Source organism: Arthrobacter sp. G119Y2 (assembly GCF_038069765.1).
Lineage (GTDB): Bacteria > Actinomycetota > Actinomycetes > Actinomycetales > Micrococcaceae > Arthrobacter_B.
Window position 1 is genome coordinate 441636 of sequence record NZ_JBBPFS010000004.1, and the last position, 20876, is coordinate 462511.

The 20876-nt window shown below is 66.1% G+C and carries 26 protein-coding genes and 3 tRNA genes; 16 read left to right on the forward strand and 13 right to left on the reverse strand.

What is annotated here, in order from left to right; translation table 11 throughout:
* Positions 1–53 precede the first annotated feature (53 nt).
* Positions 54–1484, reverse strand: coding sequence for an NCS2 family permease (locus tag WKB88_RS11405; RefSeq protein WP_341394675.1), 1431 nt, complete (start codon positions 1482–1484; stop codon positions 54–56).
* A gap of 145 nt (positions 1485–1629) precedes the next feature.
* Entirely contained in the window at positions 1630–2265 is a 636-nt protein-coding gene (locus tag WKB88_RS11410; RefSeq protein WP_341394676.1) for an FAD-binding protein, read from the reverse strand.
* 282 nt (positions 2266–2547) lie between these two features.
* On the opposite strand from WKB88_RS11410, the gene WKB88_RS11415 reads away from it, so the two are divergent.
* Positions 2548–3540 (forward strand): universal stress protein, encoded by a 993-nt coding sequence (locus tag WKB88_RS11415; protein WP_341394748.1) that lies wholly within the window; start codon positions 2548–2550, stop codon positions 3538–3540.
* A gap of 62 nt (positions 3541–3602) precedes the next feature.
* Here the strand turns inward: WKB88_RS11415 and WKB88_RS11420 are convergent, their stop codons facing one another.
* Together WKB88_RS11420 and WKB88_RS11425 are read right to left on the reverse strand one after the other, a co-directional pair.
* Positions 3603–4532 (reverse strand): cation diffusion facilitator family transporter, encoded by a 930-nt coding sequence (locus tag WKB88_RS11420; protein ID WP_341394677.1) that lies wholly within the window; start codon positions 4530–4532, stop codon positions 3603–3605.
* 13 nt (positions 4533–4545) lie between these two features.
* Positions 4546–4905 (reverse strand): metallopeptidase family protein, encoded by a 360-nt coding sequence (locus tag WKB88_RS11425; RefSeq protein WP_341394749.1) that lies wholly within the window; start codon positions 4903–4905, stop codon positions 4546–4548.
* 158 nt (positions 4906–5063) lie between these two features.
* On the opposite strand from WKB88_RS11425, the gene WKB88_RS11430 reads away from it, so the two are divergent.
* From WKB88_RS11430 to WKB88_RS11470, 9 genes are all read left to right on the forward strand, one after another.
* Positions 5064–5136, forward strand: a tRNA-Glu gene (locus WKB88_RS11430).
* A 59-nt stretch (positions 5137–5195) separates the two neighbouring features.
* Positions 5196–5269: transfer RNA gene (locus tag WKB88_RS11435), tRNA-Asp, on the forward strand.
* 58 nt (positions 5270–5327) lie between these two features.
* Positions 5328–5403, forward strand: a tRNA-Phe gene (locus tag WKB88_RS11440).
* 126 nt (positions 5404–5529) lie between these two features.
* Positions 5530–5973 (forward strand): pyridoxamine 5'-phosphate oxidase family protein, encoded by a 444-nt coding sequence (locus WKB88_RS11445; RefSeq protein ID WP_341394678.1) that lies wholly within the window; start codon positions 5530–5532, stop codon positions 5971–5973.
* 54 nt (positions 5974–6027) lie between these two features.
* Positions 6028–6597 carry an Asp23/Gls24 family envelope stress response protein gene (locus WKB88_RS11450; protein ID WP_341394679.1) on the forward strand — a complete coding sequence of 190 codons (570 nt, stop codon included), beginning with the start codon at positions 6028–6030 and terminating at the stop codon, positions 6595–6597.
* An 87-nt stretch (positions 6598–6684) separates the two neighbouring features.
* Positions 6685–6876: a DUF2273 domain-containing protein gene (locus tag WKB88_RS11455; protein ID WP_152220571.1), complete on the forward strand. Its 192-nt coding sequence runs from the start codon at positions 6685–6687 to the stop codon at positions 6874–6876.
* Complete coding sequence (locus tag WKB88_RS11460) at positions 6873–7268, forward strand: hypothetical protein (RefSeq protein WP_341394680.1); 396 nt, start codon at positions 6873–6875, stop codon at positions 7266–7268. Before WKB88_RS11455 ends, WKB88_RS11460 begins: the two co-directional genes overlap by 4 nt.
* Positions 7265–7849, forward strand: a complete 585-nt coding sequence (locus WKB88_RS11465) for a DUF6286 domain-containing protein (protein WP_341394681.1) — start codon at positions 7265–7267, stop codon at positions 7847–7849. Before WKB88_RS11460 ends, WKB88_RS11465 begins: the two co-directional genes overlap by 4 nt.
* A complete protein-coding gene (locus WKB88_RS11470; protein WP_341394682.1) occupies positions 7846–8457 on the forward strand; it encodes a hypothetical protein in 612 nt (203 codons plus the stop codon). Before WKB88_RS11465 ends, WKB88_RS11470 begins: the two co-directional genes overlap by 4 nt.
* Here the strand turns inward: WKB88_RS11470 and WKB88_RS11475 are convergent.
* Genes WKB88_RS11475 through nadE form a run of 3 tightly spaced genes read right to left on the reverse strand, consistent with a single transcriptional unit; the run spans position 8454 to position 10981 of the window.
* On the reverse strand, positions 8454–9308 hold the full coding sequence (locus WKB88_RS11475) for a hypothetical protein (RefSeq protein WP_341394683.1): 855 nt from the start codon (positions 9306–9308) through the stop codon (positions 8454–8456). The two genes, WKB88_RS11470 and WKB88_RS11475, sit on opposite strands and share 4 nt — an antisense overlap.
* Before the next feature lie 2 nt (positions 9309–9310).
* On the reverse strand, positions 9311–10114 hold the full coding sequence (locus tag WKB88_RS11480) for an exodeoxyribonuclease III (protein WP_341394684.1): 804 nt from the start codon (positions 10112–10114) through the stop codon (positions 9311–9313).
* A gap of 42 nt (positions 10115–10156) precedes the next feature.
* Positions 10157–10981 (reverse strand): ammonia-dependent NAD(+) synthetase, encoded by an 825-nt coding sequence (gene nadE / locus WKB88_RS11485; protein ID WP_341394685.1) that lies wholly within the window; start codon positions 10979–10981, stop codon positions 10157–10159.
* A 68-nt stretch (positions 10982–11049) separates the two neighbouring features.
* Between nadE and pyrE the strand changes: the two genes are divergently transcribed.
* Positions 11050–11619, forward strand: a complete 570-nt coding sequence (pyrE, locus tag WKB88_RS11490; RefSeq protein ID WP_341394686.1) for an orotate phosphoribosyltransferase — start codon at positions 11050–11052, stop codon at positions 11617–11619.
* 57 nt (positions 11620–11676) lie between these two features.
* Positions 11677–12672, forward strand: coding sequence for an alpha/beta hydrolase (locus tag WKB88_RS11495; RefSeq protein ID WP_341394750.1), 996 nt, complete (start codon positions 11677–11679; stop codon positions 12670–12672).
* Here WKB88_RS11495 and WKB88_RS11500 read toward each other — a convergent pair.
* Complete coding sequence (locus tag WKB88_RS11500) at positions 12669–13421, reverse strand: HAD-IIA family hydrolase (RefSeq protein WP_341394751.1); 753 nt, start codon at positions 13419–13421, stop codon at positions 12669–12671. The genes WKB88_RS11495 and WKB88_RS11500 overlap by 4 nt on opposite strands.
* 134 nt (positions 13422–13555) lie before the next feature.
* On the opposite strand from WKB88_RS11500, the gene WKB88_RS11505 reads away from it, so the two are divergent.
* The 3 genes from WKB88_RS11505 (at position 13556) to WKB88_RS11515 (ending at position 15836) form a co-directional block, all read left to right on the forward strand.
* Complete coding sequence (locus WKB88_RS11505) at positions 13556–14251, forward strand: TrmH family RNA methyltransferase (protein WP_445818912.1); 696 nt, start codon at positions 13556–13558, stop codon at positions 14249–14251.
* A gap of 137 nt (positions 14252–14388) precedes the next feature.
* Positions 14389–15408 carry a class II fructose-bisphosphate aldolase gene (gene fbaA / locus WKB88_RS11510; RefSeq protein WP_341394687.1) on the forward strand — a complete coding sequence of 340 codons (1020 nt, stop codon included), beginning with the start codon at positions 14389–14391 and terminating at the stop codon, positions 15406–15408.
* The gene (locus WKB88_RS11515) at positions 15408–15836 is read left to right on the forward strand and encodes a DUF3151 domain-containing protein (protein WP_341394688.1); all 429 of its coding nucleotides are present in this window, start codon (positions 15408–15410) and stop codon (positions 15834–15836) included. The genes fbaA and WKB88_RS11515 overlap by 1 nt, the downstream gene beginning before the upstream one ends.
* A 68-nt stretch (positions 15837–15904) precedes the next feature.
* Here WKB88_RS11515 and WKB88_RS11520 read toward each other — a convergent pair whose 3' ends face one another.
* The 4 genes from WKB88_RS11520 to WKB88_RS11535 all read right to left on the reverse strand — a co-directional run bounded on the left by WKB88_RS11520 (position 15905) and on the right by WKB88_RS11535 (position 18632).
* Positions 15905–16411 carry a DUF427 domain-containing protein gene (locus tag WKB88_RS11520; protein ID WP_341394689.1) on the reverse strand — a complete coding sequence of 169 codons (507 nt, stop codon included), beginning with the start codon at positions 16409–16411 and terminating at the stop codon, positions 15905–15907.
* 268 nt (positions 16412–16679) lie between these two features.
* The gene (locus tag WKB88_RS11525; RefSeq protein WP_341394753.1) at positions 16680–17135 is read right to left on the reverse strand and encodes a class F sortase; all 456 of its coding nucleotides are present in this window, start codon (positions 17133–17135) and stop codon (positions 16680–16682) included.
* Positions 17136–17442: 307 nt separating this feature from the next.
* Positions 17443–17898: an excalibur calcium-binding domain-containing protein gene (locus WKB88_RS11530; RefSeq protein WP_341394690.1), complete on the reverse strand. Its 456-nt coding sequence runs from the start codon at positions 17896–17898 to the stop codon at positions 17443–17445.
* Between the two features lie 140 nt (positions 17899–18038).
* Positions 18039–18632, reverse strand: coding sequence for a hypothetical protein (locus WKB88_RS11535; protein ID WP_341394691.1), 594 nt, complete (start codon positions 18630–18632; stop codon positions 18039–18041).
* A 230-nt stretch (positions 18633–18862) separates the two neighbouring features.
* On the opposite strand from WKB88_RS11535, the gene WKB88_RS11540 reads away from it, so the two are divergent.
* Entirely contained in the window at positions 18863–20152 is a 1290-nt protein-coding gene (locus WKB88_RS11540) for an adenylosuccinate synthase (RefSeq protein ID WP_341394692.1), read from the forward strand.
* 289 nt (positions 20153–20441) lie between these two features.
* On the opposite strand, the gene mscL is transcribed toward WKB88_RS11540, so the two are convergent.
* A complete protein-coding gene (gene mscL / locus WKB88_RS11550) occupies positions 20442–20870 on the reverse strand; it encodes a large conductance mechanosensitive channel protein MscL (RefSeq protein ID WP_341394693.1) in 429 nt (142 codons plus the stop codon).
* Positions 20871–20876 lie beyond the last annotated feature (6 nt).

The window sequence follows — 20876 nt, forward strand, 5'->3', positions numbered from 1 at the left end:
CCGTCCGAAGTGCCCAGCACTTCGGACGGCCTTTTGCTGCGCCGGTTCCGGTCCTAAACCCCGAGGACCGAGGAAATGGCACCCACGGAGAAGAACAGCACGAAGGCTGCGGCAACCACGTACATCAGCGGGTGGACTTCCCGGCCGCGGCCCTGGAAAACACGGATCAGGGCGAAGGTGACAAACCCGGCGCCGAGGCCGTTGGCGATGGAGTACGTGAACGGCATCAGGGCGATCGTGAGGAACGCCGGAATGGCCAGTCCTATGTCGCTCCAGTCGATCTTGCCGACCTGCGAAACCATCATGTAACCCACAACCACCAGAGCCGGGGCAACGGCCTCAAAGGGCACCAAGTAGATCAGCGGCGTCAGGAACATGGCGACGATGAAGAGCAGGCCGGTGACCACGGAGGCCAGGCCGGTGCGGGCGCCCTCGGCAATGCCGGATCCGGACTCCACGTAGATCTGGTTGGACGAGACGCCGGCTGCTCCGCCGACAACGGCGCCGGCGGCATCCACCAGGAGCACGCGGTCCACGTTCGGAATGTTGCCGTCCTTGTCGATGGATCCGGCCGAAGTGGCCAGCCCCACCATGGTGCCCATGGCGTCGAAGAAGATGCTCAACAGGATCACGAACGCGAGCAGGGACGCGGCAACGACGCCGAGGGTTTCGAAGGATCCAAAGACACTGACCTGGCCCAGCAGGGAGAGATCGGGTGCCGCCCATTCGGGCATGCTCGGCGTGACCAGTGACCAGCCGGTCGCTATGCCGGCGCCCTGTGACCCCGGTGAGGCCACCAGCTCGACGATCACGGCGAAGATGGTGGAAGCGACGATGCCGATGAGGATCGCGCCCCGAACCTTGCGGGCCAGCAGTCCCATCGTGAGGACCAGTCCGAAGACGAAGACCAGGCTGGGCCAGCCCAGCAGCTGGCCTCCGGTGCCCAGTTCCAGCGGAACGGTGGTTCCCGCCTCATCGGGTATCCGACGGATAAAGCCGGCGTTGACGAACCCGAGCATGGCAATGAAGAGGCCAATGCCCGCCACGATGGCTGTTTTCAGACTGGCGGGAACCGCCCTGAAGACGGCGGTCCGGAACCCGGTGAGCACCAGAATGAACATGGTGACACCGGAGAGCAGGATCAGGCCCATGACGTCCGGCCAGGTCAGGCCCGGATTGGTGGCAACGGTCGCCGCAACGAAGGCATTGACGCCCAGACCGGTGGCCATGGCAAAAGGATGCTTGGCCCAGGCCCCCATGATGATGGTCAGCACGCCGGCCACGAGTGCGGTGGCGGCAGCGACGGCAGGGCCGGACAGTGTGTTGCCTACCCCATCCTCGCCGCCGAGGATCAGCGGGTTAAGCACCACGATGTAGCTCATGGCGAAAAATGTAGCCAAACCACCCCGGACTTCGCGGGAGACGGACGAGCCCCTTTTGGAGATTTCAAAATACCGGTCCAGCTTTGAACCTTGTTTGAGCATGACGCTTCCTCTGAATGAGTGATGGCTAGGTAGGGGAATCCCGCCATCCGATCTTATCGCGCCGGTTCCGGGGCAGACCGTGGCCCGGGTTGCACGGAACGCGGGGATACCGCGTGAGATTCATCGCATTTTGCGGTGCTGTGCTTTAGGCAGTGCCCGTCCGGATGCCGGAAGCGCCGTCGAGTGCCGCATCGCGGGCGGCTATTTCTTGGCCGGCCCGCTTTGCCTGGCGCAGAAGCTCCCGGGTGGGAGCAGTCAGCACCTCGCCGGCGCCCACGACGTAGAGCCCAACGCTGCGCAGGGCGTTCCTCAGTTCCGCGCCTGCCGTGAAACCGAGGGTGCGGATCAGTTTCACCAGTGCCGGCTGACCGCAGCCGGCGAGCACCACGGTGTCCGCCAGCAGGACTCCGTGGCGGGTCCGGACGGCCCATTTCATGCCCGGCTCGGGGGCCGGGCTGCCGGAACCGCGCAGCGGGCCCAGCTCCTCTGCGGGGGTGCTGCGGCGGATATCCAGTGAATGCCCGGCAGCGTAGCCGTGCAGCAGACGCAGCAGTTCCGTGCGCTCCGAAAGGCTCAGGGCATCAGGCACAGGGCCGGGCGCCGGCTCGGTGTCCTGGCGGAGCCCGTTGAGAACGACGGGATGAATTCCATGGCGGCTCAGTTCGCTCGCCACCGCCAAACCCGTCAGTCCGCAGCCGATGACGACGGCGGCCGTCGCTTCCGTGCGCGGTCCCGCCGCTGCGGGTGCGTCATTGTCCGCGACGTTTGTTGTCTTAACCACCGAGGCAACCCCCTGACGTAGATCAAGGCTGCGGGGCCGGCGCCTCTTCCGGTCCCGCAGATGGGCGTCAGCCGGTTGCCCGGCGACGGTCTTCGGTTGTGATGCCCCGAAGCCTAGCCTCCGCGGACACCTCTGTGTAGTTCTTTGGCGGGCGTGTTTGAGCAGAGATAACGTGCGCGGAGCAGGCGCGGTAGGCTACCGAAAACAAGCACTGTTCCGGATGTTCGATGAAGAACGCGGCAGCCGGTGAGGAACTCTAAGGGGTGGGGCACTGTGACTTCAATGTGGAGCGAGTACGGCGGGCTGGAAGGATCGGCGGGCATTGTCGTCGGCGTGGACGGATCGGACCAGAGTCTCTGTGCCCTGGTCTGGGCGGCGAAGGAGGCCGAGCGCCGCAGGACTCCACTGCATGTGGTCACCGCCTACACCGTTCCCATTTTTGCGGCCTCCTCCATGGACGCCGGATACACCACCATGGATGACGCCATCATCCGCGAGGGTGCGCAGTCGGTGCTGAATAAGGCGCTGGAGCGTATTGGCAGGTATGACATTGAGGTCTTCTCGCGGGTGGAGACCGGGGACGCTGCGGCTGTCCTGCTGGAGCTCTCCGAGCAGGCCGATCTCATGGTTGTCGGCTCGCGGGGGCGCGGCGGGTTTGTGGGCCGGCTGCTCGGTTCGGTTTCCAGCGCACTGCCCGCCCATGCGAAGTGCCCCACGGTTGTGGTCCCGCTGCGCACCGCCGGCAGGCTGCCGGAAGCCGGGGTCCGGCCTCCGTCCGGGGCGCCGACGGAGCAAACCGTCGAGGACGTGGTGGTGGTTGGCGTGGACGGGTCGGAGCAGGGGCGGGCCGCTTCCCTTGTGGCTGCGGAGCAGGCAATGAACCGGGGGCTGCCGCTGCAAATCCTGTGTGCCCTGCCGCCGTTCACCGGGTCCCTGGCGTGGGTGCCGGCACCGCTGGATTTGGAAGCGCTGCACGAGGAAATCTCCGAACAGCTGCGGGCGGGCCGGGCCTGGCTGCAAAGCCATTTCCCGAAATTGGCCATGACGGTGCAGCTCATCGACGGGCCGCCGGCGGAAATCCTCATTGACCGCACGGCTTCCGTGGAGCTGCTGGTGCTGGGAACGCGCGGCCGGGGCGGTTTCGCCGGCATGCTGATGGGATCGACCAGCCAGAGCGTCCTCCACCACGCCAAGGGGCCGGTCATGGTGGTCCCCGACCACGACGACCCCCGCCTGGCGGACCGCGCGGCGTTCGGCGCGCTCCCCGAGGAATAACCGGCTCGGTTCGACTGTCTGTCCGGCACCCCGGTCACGGCGGGCCCGCGCTTCACTGGCGCTCAGGCGTGCTGGTGTCCTTCATGGACGGCGTGGCTGGCGGGTTCCAGCTGGAAGGTGCAGTGCTCGGTGTCAAAGTGCCGGCTCAGGCAGCTTGTAAGCCGGTCCAGGAGCTGATCCATCCGTTCCGAGGTGAGGTGGTCGTCGTCGACCACCACGTGCGCCGAGAAGACGGGGACACCGGAGGTGATCGTCCAGATATGGATGTCATGTGCGTCCGAGATGCCCTCCACGTTCACAATGTGGTCGCGGATCATCTCGGTGTCCACGCCCTGCGGTGTCGCTTCGAGCAGGACGTCGATGACTTCCTTCAGCAGCGACCAGGCCCGCGGCAGGATCATCAGCGCAATCAGGATGGAGGCCCAGGTGTCCGCCTGCTGGTAGCCGGTGAGCATGATGACCAGCGCGGAAACGACGACGGCGGCCGAGCCGAGCAGGTCGCCCAGGACCTCCAGGTAGGCGCCGCGCACGTTCAGGCTCTCCCGGCGGCCGCTGTGCAGCACCAGCAGGGATGCGAGGTTCGCCAGTCCGCCGATGATCGCAGCGCCGAGCATCAGGCCCGTGTGCACCTCGGGTTCGGAGCCGAAACGGCGGACGGCTTCCACGAAGATCACGGTGGCAATAACGATCAGCAGGACTGCGTTGGCCAGTGCCGCCAGGACTTCGGCGCGCTGGTAGCCGTAGGTCCGCCGCTTTGTTGCCGGGCGGGTGGCAATCCACGCTGCCAGCAGGGCGATGGAAACGCCGGCGGCGTCGGAGAGCATATGTCCGGCGTCGGCCAGCAGGGCCAGCGAACCGGAGAGCAGGGCACCGGCCACCTGAACGAAAACCACGCTGATGGTGATCAGGAAAACGATCAGCAGCTTGCGGCGGTGTCGTCCCGTTGCGGTGCCTGCCGGCAGTCCGTGGCTGTGGCCGTGATGATCTTCCATGCCTTAAGGCTAGCTACCCCCAGCCGAGTTCATGCAGCCGGGCATCGTCAATGCCGAAATGGTGGGCAACCTCGTGAATGACAGTGATGCGGATTTCACGCACCAGCTCCTCCCTGGAGGAACACATGCGCATCAGCGGCCCGCGGAAAATGACGATCCGGTCCGGCAGCGAACCGGCGTCCCACCAGGAGTCACGTTCCGTCAGGGGCGTCCCGTCGTAGATGCCCAGCAGTTCGGTTTCCGGATCCTCGCCCGGCCCGGGAACGTACTCATCCTCGATGAAAATCGCGACGTTGTTCATGGCCGCCGCCAGGTCTGCCGGGATGGAGTCGATGGCATCGTCAACTGCGGTCTCGAAGTCTTCGGGGAGCATGTCTATGGGCACCCAGCCACTCTAACCGGGCCCGCCCCGGCGGTGCTTGCCGAAGCCGTTTTGCTGTTTTCCCCAACAGGCCCTATAGTTTTATGAGTCCACCGGGGCGCAAACAAACGGAAACTTCCGATCTTGCAGCGCTCAGGTGTGTTCTAAAGGCCCCCATCGTCTAGCGGCCTAGGACACCGCCCTTTCACGGCGGCGGCACGGGTTCGAATCCCGTTGGGGGTACTCATGAGTGGTAATCGGGCCGGCGAAATGCTGGTAGAGTTTACACTCGTGAAAAGTAAGGCCCTGTAGCGCAGTTGGTTAGCGCGCCGCCCTGTCACGGCGGAGGTCGCGGGTTCGAGTCCCGTCAGGGTCGCTCAGATTTTCTGAAGCGATTTGGAAGATCTCGGTGATCATCGGTTGCGATGATGCCCGGCTCTGTAGCTCAGTTGGTAGAGCGTTCGACTGAAAATCGAAAGGTCACCGGATCGACGCCGGTCGGAGCCACCAGCTAAAACCCCGGACTCACAGAGTCCGGGGTTTTTCTTTGTCCTTGTGCCGCCCGGCCGCCGCTGCCCTTCCCAAATTCCGCCCTGTTGCGCTTGACTGGTCCCGAAATCTACCTCGGAGGCAATGATGGCGACGGAAGCACAGGGTTTCGCGTGGGAAACTGCGGCTACACACCAAAGTGTTGATCTGACGGAAGCGGAATGCTGGACACTTTTGGCCAGCCAGGGGACCGGACGGGTCGCCTATCAGGACAACGGCAGGGTCTTGGTGTTCCCCGTGAACTATGTGGTCCATGACAGGGCTGTCTATTTCCGCACCGCCCGTGAGGGAGTCCTGGGCGGTGGCCTGGACTACCGGAACGCCTCCTTCCAGATTGACGAGCACGATGCCCTGCGCATGGATGGGTGGTCGGTCCTGCTCAGCGGACGGGCGTCAGCGGTGGATGACTCCGAATTGCTGACAATCCTCTGGGGGCGCCGCATGGCCGAGCCCTGGGGCGGCGGGCAGCGTGACGTTTTCATCGGAATTGAGCCCGCACTGGTGACCGGCCGCCGGGTCGGAATGCGTTGAGCACCCGGACGCCCGCCTGCCCAAGGACGAGGGCTGCAGGATACGCTGGGCATCATGGATGACGCCCAGAATGAGAACTTTCCTCCGGCCAGTACGCCCCCGGCCGTCAGCGGCTCCACGGACGCTGCCGCTCCGGCTCACCGCACGCCGGGCCACGCACCCGCGCCGGTGCAGGCGCCGTCGGCCGTCCGGGCCCCGGCTGCCTCCGCGGGCGCCGCTGTCCGTCCGGAGGACATCGGCGGCAAGACCGCCATCAGCGAGCAGGCCGTGGCCAAGGTTGCGGCCATCGCGGCCCGTGCAGTGGACGGCGTCTATGCCCTCGGCACCGGCTCCGGCCGGGCGCTGGGCGCGGTTCGCGACGCCGTGGGAGGCTCCAGTGCCACCCAGGGCGTCCACGTGGAAGTCGGGGAAACCGAAGTCGCCGTCGATGTCACGCTGGTGGCTGTGTACGGGATCCCGCTCACCCGGATCGCGGATGCAGTTCGGACCGCCGTCTACTCCGCGGTGGAATCCCTCGTGGGGCTGCGGGTAGTGGAAGTAAACGTGGACGTGAACGACGTCCAGATTCCCGGAGCCCCGGAGGGCCGGCCGGACAAGGCACGTCCGGGCTCCGCTCCGTCCTAGCCGACACGGCTGGGCGGGAGGAAGCGGTATAGGGTCGGAGAGAGCCGGAAACGCAACACCAGGGAACACCGTCATGAGGCAGGAACAATGAAACCAACCGTAACGGGCATGGCGATCGGGGCAGTTCTGGCCTTCACCGCCCTGATTTTCGATTTTTGGGGGTTCCTCCTGATGGCGCTTTTCATCGCCGTGGGCGCCCTGTGCGGCCGCGCGGCCGAAGGCAAAGTGGATTTCCGCACCGTCCGCGATGCGCTGACCGGACGCCGTTCATCCTCGTGAGCCCCGCAGTCCCGGCCGCTGCCCCCGCCGCTGATCGGAACTCCGGCCTCGCCGGCCACAACCGGATCAGCACCCAGGCCCTGACCTCTACGGCGAAGGCGGCTGCCGCAGAGTTCTTTAATGTTCCCCCCGGTTCCATCCGGGTCGGCTGGTCGGATGACCAGGGGATGCTGGCCATGGCACTGTCCCTGCCGGTGTCACTTCCGCCGCTGAACCGCATTGCCGCCGACCCCGGGCTTGTCACCCGCGCCGGCGGTTCCGTCTGGGACCGGGCGCACGACGCGAAACCGTACCTGAAGGACAAAGTCACCGCACTCACCGGGTCGCTGGTGTCCCGGGTGGACATCCGCATCACCGGTGTCCAGCTCAGCGAAGGAAGCAGGGTCCGTTGAGCAGCAACGACTCCCTCACCCGGCGGATAGTGCGCCGCGAGACCCACGCCAGCCGGACCTCCGGCTCCATGATTGCCGCCTTCCTGGGGATCCTGTTCTGCCTCTACGTCCTGCTCGAAGCAACGCTGCAGGCCCTGGGCCAGGACGCCTGGCTGACGGATCCGGCCGCCCTCGGCAGCTGGCTGTCCCGGCTGCCGGCGGAAACGGATTCGGCCATCCTCGGGCTCGCTGGCCTGCTGATCCTGCTGGCCGGGCTGGCCTTTTTCCTGCAGGCGGTCCTGCCGGGCCGCCGTCCGCGCTATGCCCTGCCCAACCCGCGGGCCGCCGTCGTCGTGGACGCCGAGGTGCTGGCCTCGTCTTTGGCGCGCCGCGCACGCCTCACGGCCGGGGTCACCGCCGAGCAGGTGCTGGTCACGGTAGGCCGGAACCGCGTCGACGTGAGGATCCGCCCCACTTCGGGCGTGCCCGTCAACGGCGACACGGTGCGCGAGGCCGTCCAGGAAGAACTGCAGCTGACCGGGTTGGAACCGCAGCCCGAGGTCCGCGTTCAGGTTTCCACTCTCGGGGTGATCGGGCAGTGAACCGGACTCCGCGGTCGCTGAACCGCTTCCTGCTGGGTCTGCTGGGGCTGGTCCTGATCGGCATTGGCGGCGGACTGCTGTGGATCAGCATCGACGGCGGCGCGGCCCGCCGCTGGCAGTCCTTTGCGCCCGGCGTGATGGACAGGCTGCAGGAGGTCGGGGAACAGACCGCACTGCCCGGCCAGCCGCAAAGCTGGATCTGGGCGCTGCTGGCCCTGGCCATGGTCGTGGCGATCGTGCTGCTGATCCTGTGGGCCGCGGCGCAGGGCCGCGGCCGGACCGGCACCCTGGTCTCCGAATACGACGACGACGGCGCCCCGGGGCGGGTGGCGATCAGCGGAGCCATGGCGGAACAGGCGCTGCGGTCGGCGCTGCAGGAAGACCCGGACGTGGCCGCCGCCGCCGTCAGCACCTACGACGTGCACGGCAGCTCGGCCCTGCGGATCCGGATCAACCCCCGCCCTGGCGCGGCACCGCACCTGATCGCCGCCGACGCCACAGCGCTGGTGGAAGCGCTCGACGTTGCACTGGGCAGGGAAACTCCGGTGCTGATCAGCATTGACAGCGGCCGCAAGCTTCGCTTCAGCCGCGAGGACCGGGTCCGCTAGCTGGCGCGGGAAAGCTGCCGGATTGGAATCCAGCGGTTGGCCAGCCGGCGGTAGGACGCGGCGGCTCCGGTCATGTCGCCCTCGGCCAGCGACTCGATCCCCAGCCGCACGTCGGAGGGGGAATCGTCGGGAAAGACGAGATCCGCCACCGGACCGTAGTCCAGTTCCAGGACGGCGTCCTCGGAGAAGATTTCCAGCCAGTTGGTCAGCTCGTCCAGCTCGTCCAGCAGGTCCAGCTCGGGAGCGGCCATCGCCAGCGCCGCGCTCGCCTTCCGCGCCCGGTCCAGGCACTGGGTGACGGGTGCGGTCAGCCGGACGGTCTGAACCTTCCCGTCGTCCTCCACCACCTCGGAGTGGTCGTCCTCGTGCAGCAGCACAAACCAGCCGAACGGAACTCCCCACGTCGCCGACCGCGTGTGCAGGTGCGCGAGGGAGTCGGCGAAGGAATCGGGATCGATCCGGGCGGCGTGCGCCTCGCGGGCCACCTCCGGCACCAGCACGTCCACCAGCGGCCCGCGGATGCTCTCCCCGAGGGACTCCGCCGCCAGCGACGTCCGGACGGCGAGCTGGTTGGGGCAGTACAGCCGGCGGGTGGTTCCGTCATGGTCCGGATAATGCAGCACGCGCACCAGATCCGCGGTGCTGTGCGGAAACGGGTCCGAGACCGCACGGACCAGCCGGCGCACGGCGTCGCTGCGGTCCAGCACCTCGGTTTCATGCCGTCCCCGGGCACGCTGGTCCATGATCGCCATCTGCTGGTCGTCGTCGAACACATCCAGCGGTTCGTAGACGCGCAGGTGCGACACGTAGGGGAACGTGCGGTAGAGGGAGCGCTGCGGCTTCCCGCTCACGGTCAGTCCAGCTCCACAATGACGGGGGCGTGGTCCGAGGCGCCCTTGCCCTTGCGTTCTTCGCGGTCAATGGAGGCACCCGTAACGCGCGCGGCAAGCGCCGGGGAACCGAGGACAAAGTCGATGCGCATGCCTTCCTTCTTCGGGAAACGAAGCTGGGTGTAGTCCCAGTAGGTGTACACCCCGGGTCCCGGGGTGTAGGGACGGGCGACGTCGGTGAAGCCGGCGTCGAGGAATGCCCGGAACGCCCGGCGCTCCGGTTCGCTGACGTGCGTGTGGTTCTCGCGGCGGAACAGCTCGATGTCCCACACATCATCATCCTGCGGTGCAATGTTCCAGTCACCCATCAGGGCCAGCGGCAGGTCCGGGTTCTCTTTAATCCAGCCTGCGGCCTGGTCCTTCAGGATGTCCAGCCACTGCAGCTTGTAGGGCATGTGGGGATCGTCGAGGGACCGGCCGTTGGGGACGTAGAGGCTCCAGATCCGGACGCCGTTGCAGGTGGCGCCGATCGCGCGCGCCTCGGACACGGTGGTTTCCTCGGTCTTGCCGAACTTCGGCTGCCCCGGGAAGGTGCGCTCGACGTCGTCGAGCCCCACCCGGGAAGCAATGGCAACACCGTTCCACTGGTTCAGGCCGAAGTGCGCAACCTCGTAGCCGTTGTTTTCAAAGACTTCCCACGGGAAATTCTCGTCCTTGGCCTTGGTTTCCTGAATGGCCAGGACATCGACGTCGGAGCGCCGCAGCCACGCTTCCACGCGGTCGGCACGGGCACGGATGGAGTTCACATTCCAGGTAGCAATCTTCACCCTTGCTACGTTACCGAATGCGCCGCCGGATCAGGGCATGCCTCAGGGCTTCCACCACGTGTCCAGGATGCTGACCGGGACGGTGCGCTTGTGCCGGGTCATCAGGAAGCGCCGTTCAATCTTTTCGGCGGCGTCGTCGGGAACGGCCCGGCCTTCGAGGTAGTCATCAATCGTGTCGTAGCTGATGCCCAGTTCGGTTTCGTCGGTCTGGCCGGGGGCGTCGTCGAGCAGATCCGCCGTGGGAGCCTTGTTGACCAGGCTGTCCGGAGCGCCGAGTTCGGCGAGCAGCTTGCGGTTCTGGCGCTTGTTCAGCCCGAAGAGCGGCAGGATGTCCGCACCGCCGTCGCCGTACTTGGTGAAGAACCCGGTGACGGATTCGGCGCCGTGGTCGGTGCCGACGACCACCAGGTTGCGCTGTCCGGCCACCGCGTACTGGGCGGTCATCCGCGCCCGCGCCTTGATGTTGCCCTTGTTGAAGTCGCTGAGCTGTTCGCCGCTCATCTTCACGTATTCCTCCTGGTAGCCGTCCACGGCCGGAGCTACGTTGTAGACCCAGGAGAGGGTGGGACGGATGAACTCAAGGGCTGCCTGGGCGTCCGCTTCATCATGCTGGACCTGATAGGGCAGGCGCAGTGCGATGAACTGCGATTCTTTGCCCTCGGCGGTGAGTTCGTCAACGGCCAGCTGGGCCAGCCGGCCGGCGAGCGTGGAATCCAGGCCGCCGCTGATGCCCAGCACAAATCCGCCGGTGTGGGACGCCGCTGCGTAGGACTTCAGGAAGTCCACCCGCCGCCGGATCTCGGCAGCGGCGTCGATGTCGGGCTGCACGCCCATTTCCGCGATAATTTCAGCTTGTAGTTGGCGCATGTCCTCCACCCTATATCTCCCGTCACATCCGCGGCGGGAAAAGAAACGGCTCGGCTAGGATTGAGGCCATGACCGCGCCCGTTTTGCCTGCAGCCCGTGCCCGCCTTCTGGACCTCATCAGCGAACTGGCCGTGGTTCGCGGCAAAGTGACGCTTTCCTCCGGAGCGGAGGCCGACTATTACATTGACCTGCGCCGCATCACCCTCCACCACGAAGCGTCGCAGCTGGTGGGCGACGTCATGCTGGACCTGATCGACAATGCCGGCATTTCCTTCCAGTGCGCTGGCGGGCTGACGATGGGCGCCGACCCCGTGGCCACGGCCGTCATGCATGCCGGTGCCCGGGCGGGCCGCCCCATCGACGCCTTCGTCGTCCGCAAGGCGCAGAAGTCCTACGGCATGGGACGCCAGGTCGAGGGGCCGGACGTTGCCGGCCGCAACGTTGTGGTCCTGGAAGACACCTCCACCACCGGCGGCTCCGCGCTGACTGCGGTGGAAGGCGTGCGGCGTGCAGGCGGCAACGTGGTTGCCGTGGCAGTGATCGTGGACCGGGACACGGGATCCAAGGAGCGCATCGAGGCTGAAGCCGGCGTGCCGTACCTGTACGCCTTTGGCAAGGATGAACTGGGTCTGGACTAAGGCCGGGCCCACGGCGGCGTCCGTCCTGCCGGGCCCGGAAGCCGGGACGGCGTGAGCATGGACCCGGCCGACTTCCTGCGGTCGGCGGAGAGCCTGAAACGCTATTCCCGCCGCCGGTTCCTGGCCGGCAGCGCGCTCGGCCTGACCCTGGCCGCGGACCTCTTTGTCACCCGCCGGATTCAGCGGTACCGCGAAGACCTGGAAATTCTGCGCGTCCGCGACGAGGAGGCCGAACGGCGCTTCCCCGCTGCTTCCTGGTTCCTGTTCCCCGGCTACAAAACCAGCTGGGAAGAGACGGTCTGGATCCTGAATTCGCTGCGTCCGGCGCTGATCTCCCGCGGGCAGCTGGCCGGCGTCGGCTACTCCAACCTCGGGCTGGACGTGGATGACATTGTCGCCGCGGTATTCCGCTACATCCGCAACCACCAGCTGCGGCGCATCTACTTTTACGGCCACAGCTTCGGCGGAATGCTGGCCGTGGAAGTGGCGGCCCGCCTGCTCGAGCGGGGCGTCGCCGTCGAACTCATCATCCTCGACTCCAGCCCGGCCGGCGCCCAGGATGTGCTGGACCGCGCAATGTTCAGGGGCGTGGCGGCCCTGTACGACGCCGGCTACCGGATTCCCAGCGTGCTGCGCGGCGGCTACGAACTGGGGGAGCGGGTCCTGCACAAGGACGAGCGGTCCTGGGACACCGTGGTGGACCAGACCCTCGAGCAGCTCTCGCCGCTGGCGCCGTCGACCACCCTGATCCAGGCGGAGGCCTCCTACATCTACCACTTCGACGCCGGGCTGTACTCCGGCGCCCTGGGCAGCACCTCGCTGGCGTTCATCGGGAACCCGGAGGACAAAACCGTCAACTACTTCGGCGCGAAGTACGAGTGGGCGGCGCTCTTTCCCGGCAACATGGTGTCCACGTCCCTGGTCACCGAAGGCGCCCGGCCCGCCCACGCCAGCCCGCAGTGGAACCCCGGCATCTACCAGGAGGTGCTGCGCGAGGTGCTGCGACTGTACTCCCCGCCGGAGCTGGGCGGCGGGCTGAAGTCCGTGTTCTAGACGGTGTCGATCAGGTCAGCCACGGAGTTCATGATCTGCGTGGGGCGGAACGGATACCGGTTGATGTCCTCGCGCTGCGTGATGCCGCTGAGCACCAGCACCGTGTGCAGCCCGGCCTCGATGCCGGCCACGATGTCGGTGTCCATCCGGTCGCCGATCATGGCCGTGGTTTCCGAGTGCGCGTCGATCTTGCGCATGGCGGACCGGAACATCATCGGATTGGGCTTGCCCACAATGTAGGGCTCCATGTTGGTGGCCGCCGTGATCAGGGCGGCGATGGCGCCGGTGGCGGGCAGGACGCCCTCATGCGACGGTCCGGTGACGTCCGGGTTGGTGGCAATGAAACGGGCGCCGCCGAGGATCAGCCGGATTGCCTTGGTGATGGTGCCGAAGGAGTAGGTGCGGGTCTCGCCCAGCACCACATAGTCCGGGTTCGTGTCGGTCAGGATCATTCCGGCCTCATGCAGCGCCGTCGTCAGCCCCGCCTCGCCCACCACGAAGCAGCGGCCGGGAGCGCCGGTGTTCTTCACCTGGTCCTTAAGGAATTCGGCGGTGGCCAGTGCGGAGGTCCACAGGTTTTCCTCCGGCACCTCCAGTCCGGAAGCGCGGAGGCGTGCGGCCAGGTCGCGCGGGGTGTAGATCGAGTTGTTGGTCAGCACCAGGAACCGCTTTGAGGTGGCCACCCAGCGTTCAATGAGTTCGGCTGCTCCCGGAATGGGATGGTTTTCATGGACCAGGACGCCGTCCATGTCCGTCAGCCAGCATTCAATGTTCTCGTTTTCGCCCACGCTTTTCCTTTTCCTTACCTGCGGCCGGGTTCCCCCGGGGCCGCTGTTGCCTCATGATCCTGCGGTCCAGTCTTTCACCTTAGGCTTGTTGGGTGATAGACAGCGTTGAGCAATTGCCGGAGAACCCTGAGTTAACAGTCGAAACCGCCGAACCCGCCGGCCCGGACACGGTGCCCGCCCACCAAGTTGGCGTTGGCCCCTGGGAGGGCCCGCTGCCCGACGGCGACCACTGGGATCCCGAGCTGCTCGCCAACGGGGACACCCGCAACGTGGTGGACCAGTACCGGTACTGGAAGCACGACGCGATTGTGGCTGACCTGGATGCCAAGCGGCATCCGTTCCACGTGGCGATCGAAAACTGGCAGCATGACCTGAACATCGGCTCCGTGGTCCGCACGGCCAATGCGTTCATGGCCAAGGAAGTGCACATCATCGGACGACGGCGGTGGAACCGGCGCGGGGCGATGGTCACCGACCGCTACCAGCACGTGCGCCACCATCCCACGGTGGAAGAGTTTGTCGAGTGGGCGCAGGGCGAGGGCCTGCGCATCATTGGCATCGACAACTTCCCCGACTCCGTGCCGCTGGAGACCTACGAGCTGCCGGAAAACTGTGTGCTGGTGTTTGGGCAGGAAGGGCCGGGCCTGACGCCGGAGGTGCACGCCGCCGCGGATGCGACGCTGTCCATCGCACAGTTCGGGTCCACCCGGTCCATGAACGCCTCGGCGGCTGCGGCCATTGCCATGCACGGGTGGGTGCGGCGCCACGTTTTCGGCCAGCGCGTGAACTGAGTCCGGCCCCGGGGTCCGGACACGGACGCTGTTATCCGGGGACATGCCTGATGTCCGAAGCCCACATGTGGCTAGGATGGAGGAAGCCAACGAGGGCCCTGGCCCTGCCGTAGATCGACCTTTCACGAGGAGTCAGCATGCCTATTGCAACCCCTGAGATTTATGCCGAGATGATCGACCGAGCCAAAGCCGGGGGCTTCGCATATCCGGCTGTGAACGTCACCTCGTCCCAGACGCTGAATGCGGCGCTCGCAGGCTTTGCCGAGGCCGGCTCTGACGGAATCGTCCAGGTCTCCACCGGCGGTGCCGCCTACTGGTCCGGCGCCAAGGTCAAGAACATGGTCACCGGCTCCCTCGCCTTCGCCGCGTACGCCCGCGAGGTCGCCAAGAGCTACAACGTGAACATCGCCCTGCACACCGACCACTGCCCCAAGGACAAGCTGGATGATTTCGTGCTGCCCCTGCTGGCAGCCTCCGAAGCAGCGGTCAAGCGCGGCGAGGACCCCATCTTCAACTCCCACATGTGGGACGGCTCCGCCGAAACCCTCGAGGAAAACCTGCGCATCGCCCAGGAGCTCCTCGCCCGCACCCACGCCGCCAAGATGATCCTTGAAGTGGAAATCGGCACCGTGGGCGGGGAGGAAGACGGCGTGGAGAACGCCATCAACGACAAGCTCTACACCACGGTGGCGGACGGCACGAAGACGATCGAGGCACTGGGCGACGGCGACAAGGGCCGCTACCTTACGGCGCTGACGTTCGGCAACGTCCACGGCGTGTACAAGCCCGGTGGCGTGAAGCTGCGCCCCGAGATCCTCAAGGACATCCAGGACGCGGTGGGCGCGTCCATCGGCAAGGAACGCCCCTTTGATCTGGTGTTCCACGGCGGCTCGGGTTCCTCCGCCCAGGAGATCGCCGACGCCGTCTCCTACGGCGTCGTGAAGATGAACATCGACACCGATACGCAGTACGCCTACACCCGGCCCGTCGCGGACCACATGTTCCGCCACTACGACGGCGTCCTGAAGGTCGACGGCGAGGTTGGCAACAAGAAGCAGTACGACCCGCGCGTGTGGGGCGCCTCGGCCGAGGCCGGGATGTCCGCCCGCGTGATGGAAGCAGCCCAAACCCTAGGATCGGCAGGCAAGTCCCTCTAATGTCAGATGAATTCCGCAAGAACCTGCTTGGCCCCGAGCCCACGTACCTGCCCGAGGAGACCGACGTCGTCGCGCGCCTCGAAGCCGGAGACGAAGCCGTGGACCTGGCAGCGAAGCACCCCACTTCCTCGCAGGTGTGGGCGATCCTCGCCGACGAAGCCTTCGATGAAGGCCGCACCATCGAGTCCTACGCCTACGCCCGGGTCGGCTACCACCGCGGCCTGGACGCGCTGCGCCGTTCCGGCTGGCGCGGCGCCGGCCCCATCCCCTGGGAGCATGTACCGAACCAGGGCTTCCTGCGTGCGCTGTATGCACTGGGCCGGGCGGCCGCAGCCATCGGCGAGAGCGAAGAAGTGGACCGCATCACGAAGTTCCTGAACGAGTCGGACCCGCAGGCGAAGATCGCCATCGAGGGCCGCGAGTCCTAACCCCCGGCACAAGCCGGCAGCCCTGATTCCAGGGTTGCCGGCTTGTGCTGTGTCCGGAGGGTTTCGGTTCACCAGCCGCCGGTGCCCGGGGCGCCCTTGAACGGGCCGGTAATCCGCCCGGTGATCCAGCCGCCGTAAAAGTCGCCTGCCTGCGCCTGCACTTCCTCGCCGTCCACCGTGCAGCGGTCCATCTTTCCGGGATACACCGCCGCCCGGCTGGCGAGCGGACCGTAGCCGGAAACCGGGTCCGGGTAGGTCCAAGCTGCCCGGCGGGCACGCGTGCCGCCAGCGACGACGTCGAAATAGGCCGCCTTTCCCTTGTATTCGCAAAAGCTCGACCCGGATACCGGCACCAAAACATCGGGAGCAAAATCCTCCAATGGAAGGTAATACACCGGCGGATGGCTGGTCTCCAGCACCCGGACGGCGGCGGTGGTGTCGGCAATCAGCTCTCCGCCGAGGAAAATCCGGATGTGTTCGGAGGTCGGCTCCAGCCGCGGCGGGCGGGGGTAGTCCCAGACCGACTCCTGTCCGCGGTCCTGGTCCTGTGCACGGTTCAACGCTTGATGTTCCATGGCCAGCCTTTCGAATGCCGGCCGGAGCCGGAGGTAAGGCCCGGGTCCCGGGTTAAGGGGTGCTTCGGAACCGCGGGGGCCGGGGATGGGTGCTGCGGGCCCGGGATCCCTCCGCTTTGGGATGATCCTCCGGTTTGTGCAGATCCCTCCGCTGCAAACCGGAGGGATCTGCACAAACCGGAGGGAACGCCTGGGAGAAGTTGCACTGTCGGGTCCCGGGTTAAGGGGTGCTTCGGAACCGCGGCCCGTCCGGATGGCCCGGTGCGGACTATTGGCTGAGGCGGGCGTACACCACGTAGTTGTCGTCAAAGGTTCCGGCCTTGGGGTCATATCCGTCGCACGTAATCAGGCGCAGCTCGGGACCTTCGGTGTTGCCGTAGACCTTCTCGGTGGGAAACGAGTCCTTGGGATACTGCTCCCCGTACTGGACGGAAAAGACTGCCGTGCTGCCGTCCTCGCGGGCCACCTCCACTTCATCTCCGGGCTGCAGCTTTCGCAGGTCTGCGAAGATCCCGGGACCGCCGCCTTCGGCGTTGACGTGGCCCAGGATCACCGCGGGTCCGGGTTCCCCGGGAGTGGGGGAGTGAAGGTACCAGCCTGCAGGTGACCCCGGCTTGCCGGGAGGAACTTCCAGGGCTCCCTTGTCATCCACGTCCAGGCGGATCAGGGGGGAGCGCGCCCCCACGGACGGAATGTTCAGGGAGGCCGGTGCTGATTCGGCCAGAGCCGGTGGAGGTGGAGGTGCCGGGGCAGGGGGACCCGCGGCCTGCGGTGATTCCTGACCTGGAACGGCGGGCCCGGCGGGTGCAGCGGTGCCAGAGGGTGATACCGGAGAGGACGACGACGGCGAAGTCGTCCGGGCTGATATCTCCAAACCGGCGGTTGCCGTGCTTCCGGCGCCAAGAGGTTCGGCGCCTGCCTGGCCGGTGCTGCTGCAGGCGGTGAGAAGAAGGAGGACGGCCGCCGCTGCGGCCCGAAGGCTTCCGCGGCGGCCGTACGGTGCACTAGTCATTCCGGTTCATCTCTGACGCCTAGTCCTGCTGTGCCGTGCGGCGACGAACAATGAACGTTCCTCCTGCGGCGGCTGCCAGCACCAGCCCGCCGCCGAGAGCCAGCACTCCGGCATTGGACCCCTGCGGTTCCTGGGCTATGCCGGTGTTGGCCCCGCCCGAAGGCACGCGGTCAACCTGCGGTGTGGTGGACCAATCGGTTTGGGTTGAGGCCGGCCACTGAGTCACCGGCTTCGTGGCATCATCACACCCGTAACCGTCCATGTCCTGGTCCAGATGCGTTCCGTAACGGGGATGGTTGGAGGGAATGTTGTACACGCCCTCATTGGCCGCCTCTGTGCAATTCGCGTAGGGCATGACCGGCGGCTCGGGCGGCTGGGGAGGCTGACCTGGCCCGTCAGCCAAAGCCGGAGTTGCCGAAAGGACTGAGAAGCCGGTGACCGCGGCGAGAGCCAAACCTGCAGTGCGCTTTTTCATGGTGCCTCTGCTTTCCGTGTGGAGGTAGTCACCCAAGTGGTGGGTGATGGAAACAGAGTAGGGAGAAGGTAGTTTTTGTCACCCGAGTAGGAGGGGGTTTTGGGTCCCCGGCAGGCAAATAAAATCCGGTGCGGGAGCGCTTAGGAAATGATGGTGGTAGTCACGGCCACAATTTGGGGTTTGGGCGGAAACGAGCTGAAACCGAAGCGAACGGGCGGTTTGAGGGGGGAGAGCCGGCCCAGGTCCCGGCCGTTCCACACCGCGGAAGCTCCGGCCACGGAACGGATGGAACGCACGCCGTAGAACTCACGGCGCCCGCCGCCGGCAGAACCTGCCGTGGAGACGCCCGGCACCAGCACCGCGGCCACGGGGTTAACCGCCGCCAGCCAGCGCGGATGCACGGCCAAAGCAGGAGGCACGTGCTCCAGCAGCCGCCCCAGGATCGTCCGCGGACCCAGGGCCAGGTTCAGCCGAAGGGGGCCGGCGCTCACCAGGAACCGGTCGGCCGTGAGCCTGGCCTCGACGTCGACCACATCCACCGCGTCGAAATGGTAGGTGCCTCCGACATACGCCGCGACGTCGCTGTTCGGCGCCAGGAGCAGACGGGAGCCGGCGGCATTCTCCGCCATAACGTCGGTGAAGGCCCCGAACGGCGACTCGAGCCAGTGTCCCATCACCAGCCGAGTACCCGAATACGTGCCGATCCCTGCAATGTAGCCGCGAAAACGGTCCATCCGGTTACGCTACGCGAAGGTTTCCACCGGGAATACCCATTGTGGCGCTGCGTAAAGGGCGCCGGCGTTACAATCGGCTAAACTTGGTAGGTAAGAGCCCCGCGACTCCGGCTTGACTCCGGCTTTCTGTTATTCCGGTCTGGCCTGCGAGTTCAGGGGCGTTCTCATGCACGGAAGCGGATCGCGCCGTCGGCGTTTTTCCCCTTTCGTAACTAATGGGGGAGGATCCCATGCCCGCAATTGTCATCGTCGGCGCCCAGTGGGGCGACGAAGGTAAAGGTAAGGCCACCGACCTGCTGGGGGGCCGCGTCGATTATGTCGTCAAGCCCAACGGCGGAAACAACGCCGGCCACACCGTCGTCGTCGGCGGTGAAAAATACGAACTCAAGCTTTTGCCGGCCGGCATCCTGAGCCCCAACGCCATTCCCGTCATCGGCAACGGCTGCGTGGTGAACCTCGAGGCACTCTTCGATGAAATCGACGGCCTGGAGGCCCGCGGCGCGGACACCTCCAAGCTGAGGATTTCCGCCAACGCCCACCTCGTGGCGCCGTTCCACCAGGTGATGGACAAGGTGACCGAACGGTTCCTGGGCAAACGCGCCATCGGCACCACCGGGCGCGGCATTGGTCCGGCCTACATGGACAAGGTGGCCCGCCTGGGCATCCGGGTCCAGGACATCTTTGACGAGTCGATCCTGCGCCAGAAGGTCGAAGGCTCGCTGCGCCAGAAGAACCAGCTGCTGGTCAAGGTCTACAACCGCCGCGACGTCGACGTCGAAGAGGTTGTCGAATACTTCCTGTCCTACGCGGACCGGCTGCGCCCCATGGTCATCGACTCCACGTACGAGCTGAACCGCGCGCTGGACGAGGGCAAGGTTGTCCTGATGGAGGGCGGCCAGGCCACCTTCCTGGACGTGGACCACGGCACCTACCCGTTTGTGACGTCCTCCAACCCCACCGCCGGCGGCGCGTCCGTGGGCTCGGGCATCGGCCCGACCCGGATCACCCGTTCCGTGGGCATCATCAAGGCGTACACCACCCGTGTCGGCGCCGGCCCGTTCCCCACCGAGCTCTTTGACGACATGGGCCTGTACCTGCAGAAAACCGGCGGCGAGTTCGGCGTAAACACCGGCCGTCCCCGCCGCTGCGGCTGGTACGACGCCGTACTGGCCCGCCACGCCTCGCGCGTGAACGGCTTCACCGACTACTTCGTCACGAAGCTGGACGTGCTCACCGGCATCGAGCAGATTCCGGTGTGCGTGGCCTACGACGTCGACGGCGTGCGGTTCGACGAGATGCCGATGACGCAGACCGACTTCCACCACGCCAAGCCGATCTTCGAGTACTTCGACGGCTGGACCGAGGACATCACCGGTGCCCGGACCCTGGACGACCTGCCCAAGAACGCCCGGGACTACGTGCTGGCACTGGAAAAAATGTCCGGCACCCGTTTCTCGGCCATCGGCGTCGGGCCGGACCGCGACCAGACCATCGTGGTGCGGGATCTGATCAACGAGTAGGACTTCGATATAAGGAAGGCCCCGCAGCCGCTAAGGCTGCGGGGCCTTCCCCTGTTTAGGGTGCGGCCGGCATATCCGGGGCGCCCGGCACATCCAAGGCGGCTTCCTCGGCGGATCGGCGGAGCACGCAGAATTCGTTGCCCTCCGGATCGGCCAGCACCACCCAGCCCCTGCCCGACGTCGGCGCGCACTGCGCCCAGCGCGAGGAGCCGTTCCACTTCCTGCTCCTGAGTGCTGCTCCCGGCCAAAAGTATCAGGCGCAGGGTCCAATCCGCCCGGCCGGAACCGATTAGTGTTTCTGCCCGCCTTGGGGCGGTGCTGTCCCGTTCGGCGGCTGCGCAGTGAGCGCATCCCGGATTTCGGTCAGCAGCATCACCTGGGGATCCGCGCTCTGTTCCGGGGTGATTCCAAGCCTGCGGTTGCGCCGTTCGATCATTTTGTTCATGGGCAGCACGATCGCGAAGTACACGGCAGCCGCGATGAGCAGGAAGTTCACGACGGCGGTCAGCAGGACCCCGAACTGAATCTGGTTCCCGTTGAAGGTAACTGCAGCGAAACTGTCGAAGTTCGGCGAACCGACGAGCCCGGAGATGAACGGCATAAGCACCGAGTTGACCAGGGCGTTCACGACTGTACTAAACGCTGCGCCGATGATTACGGCAACCGCCAGGTCCAGTACATTGCCCTTCATGATGAAGTCTTTGAATCCCTTTAGCATCTCGCC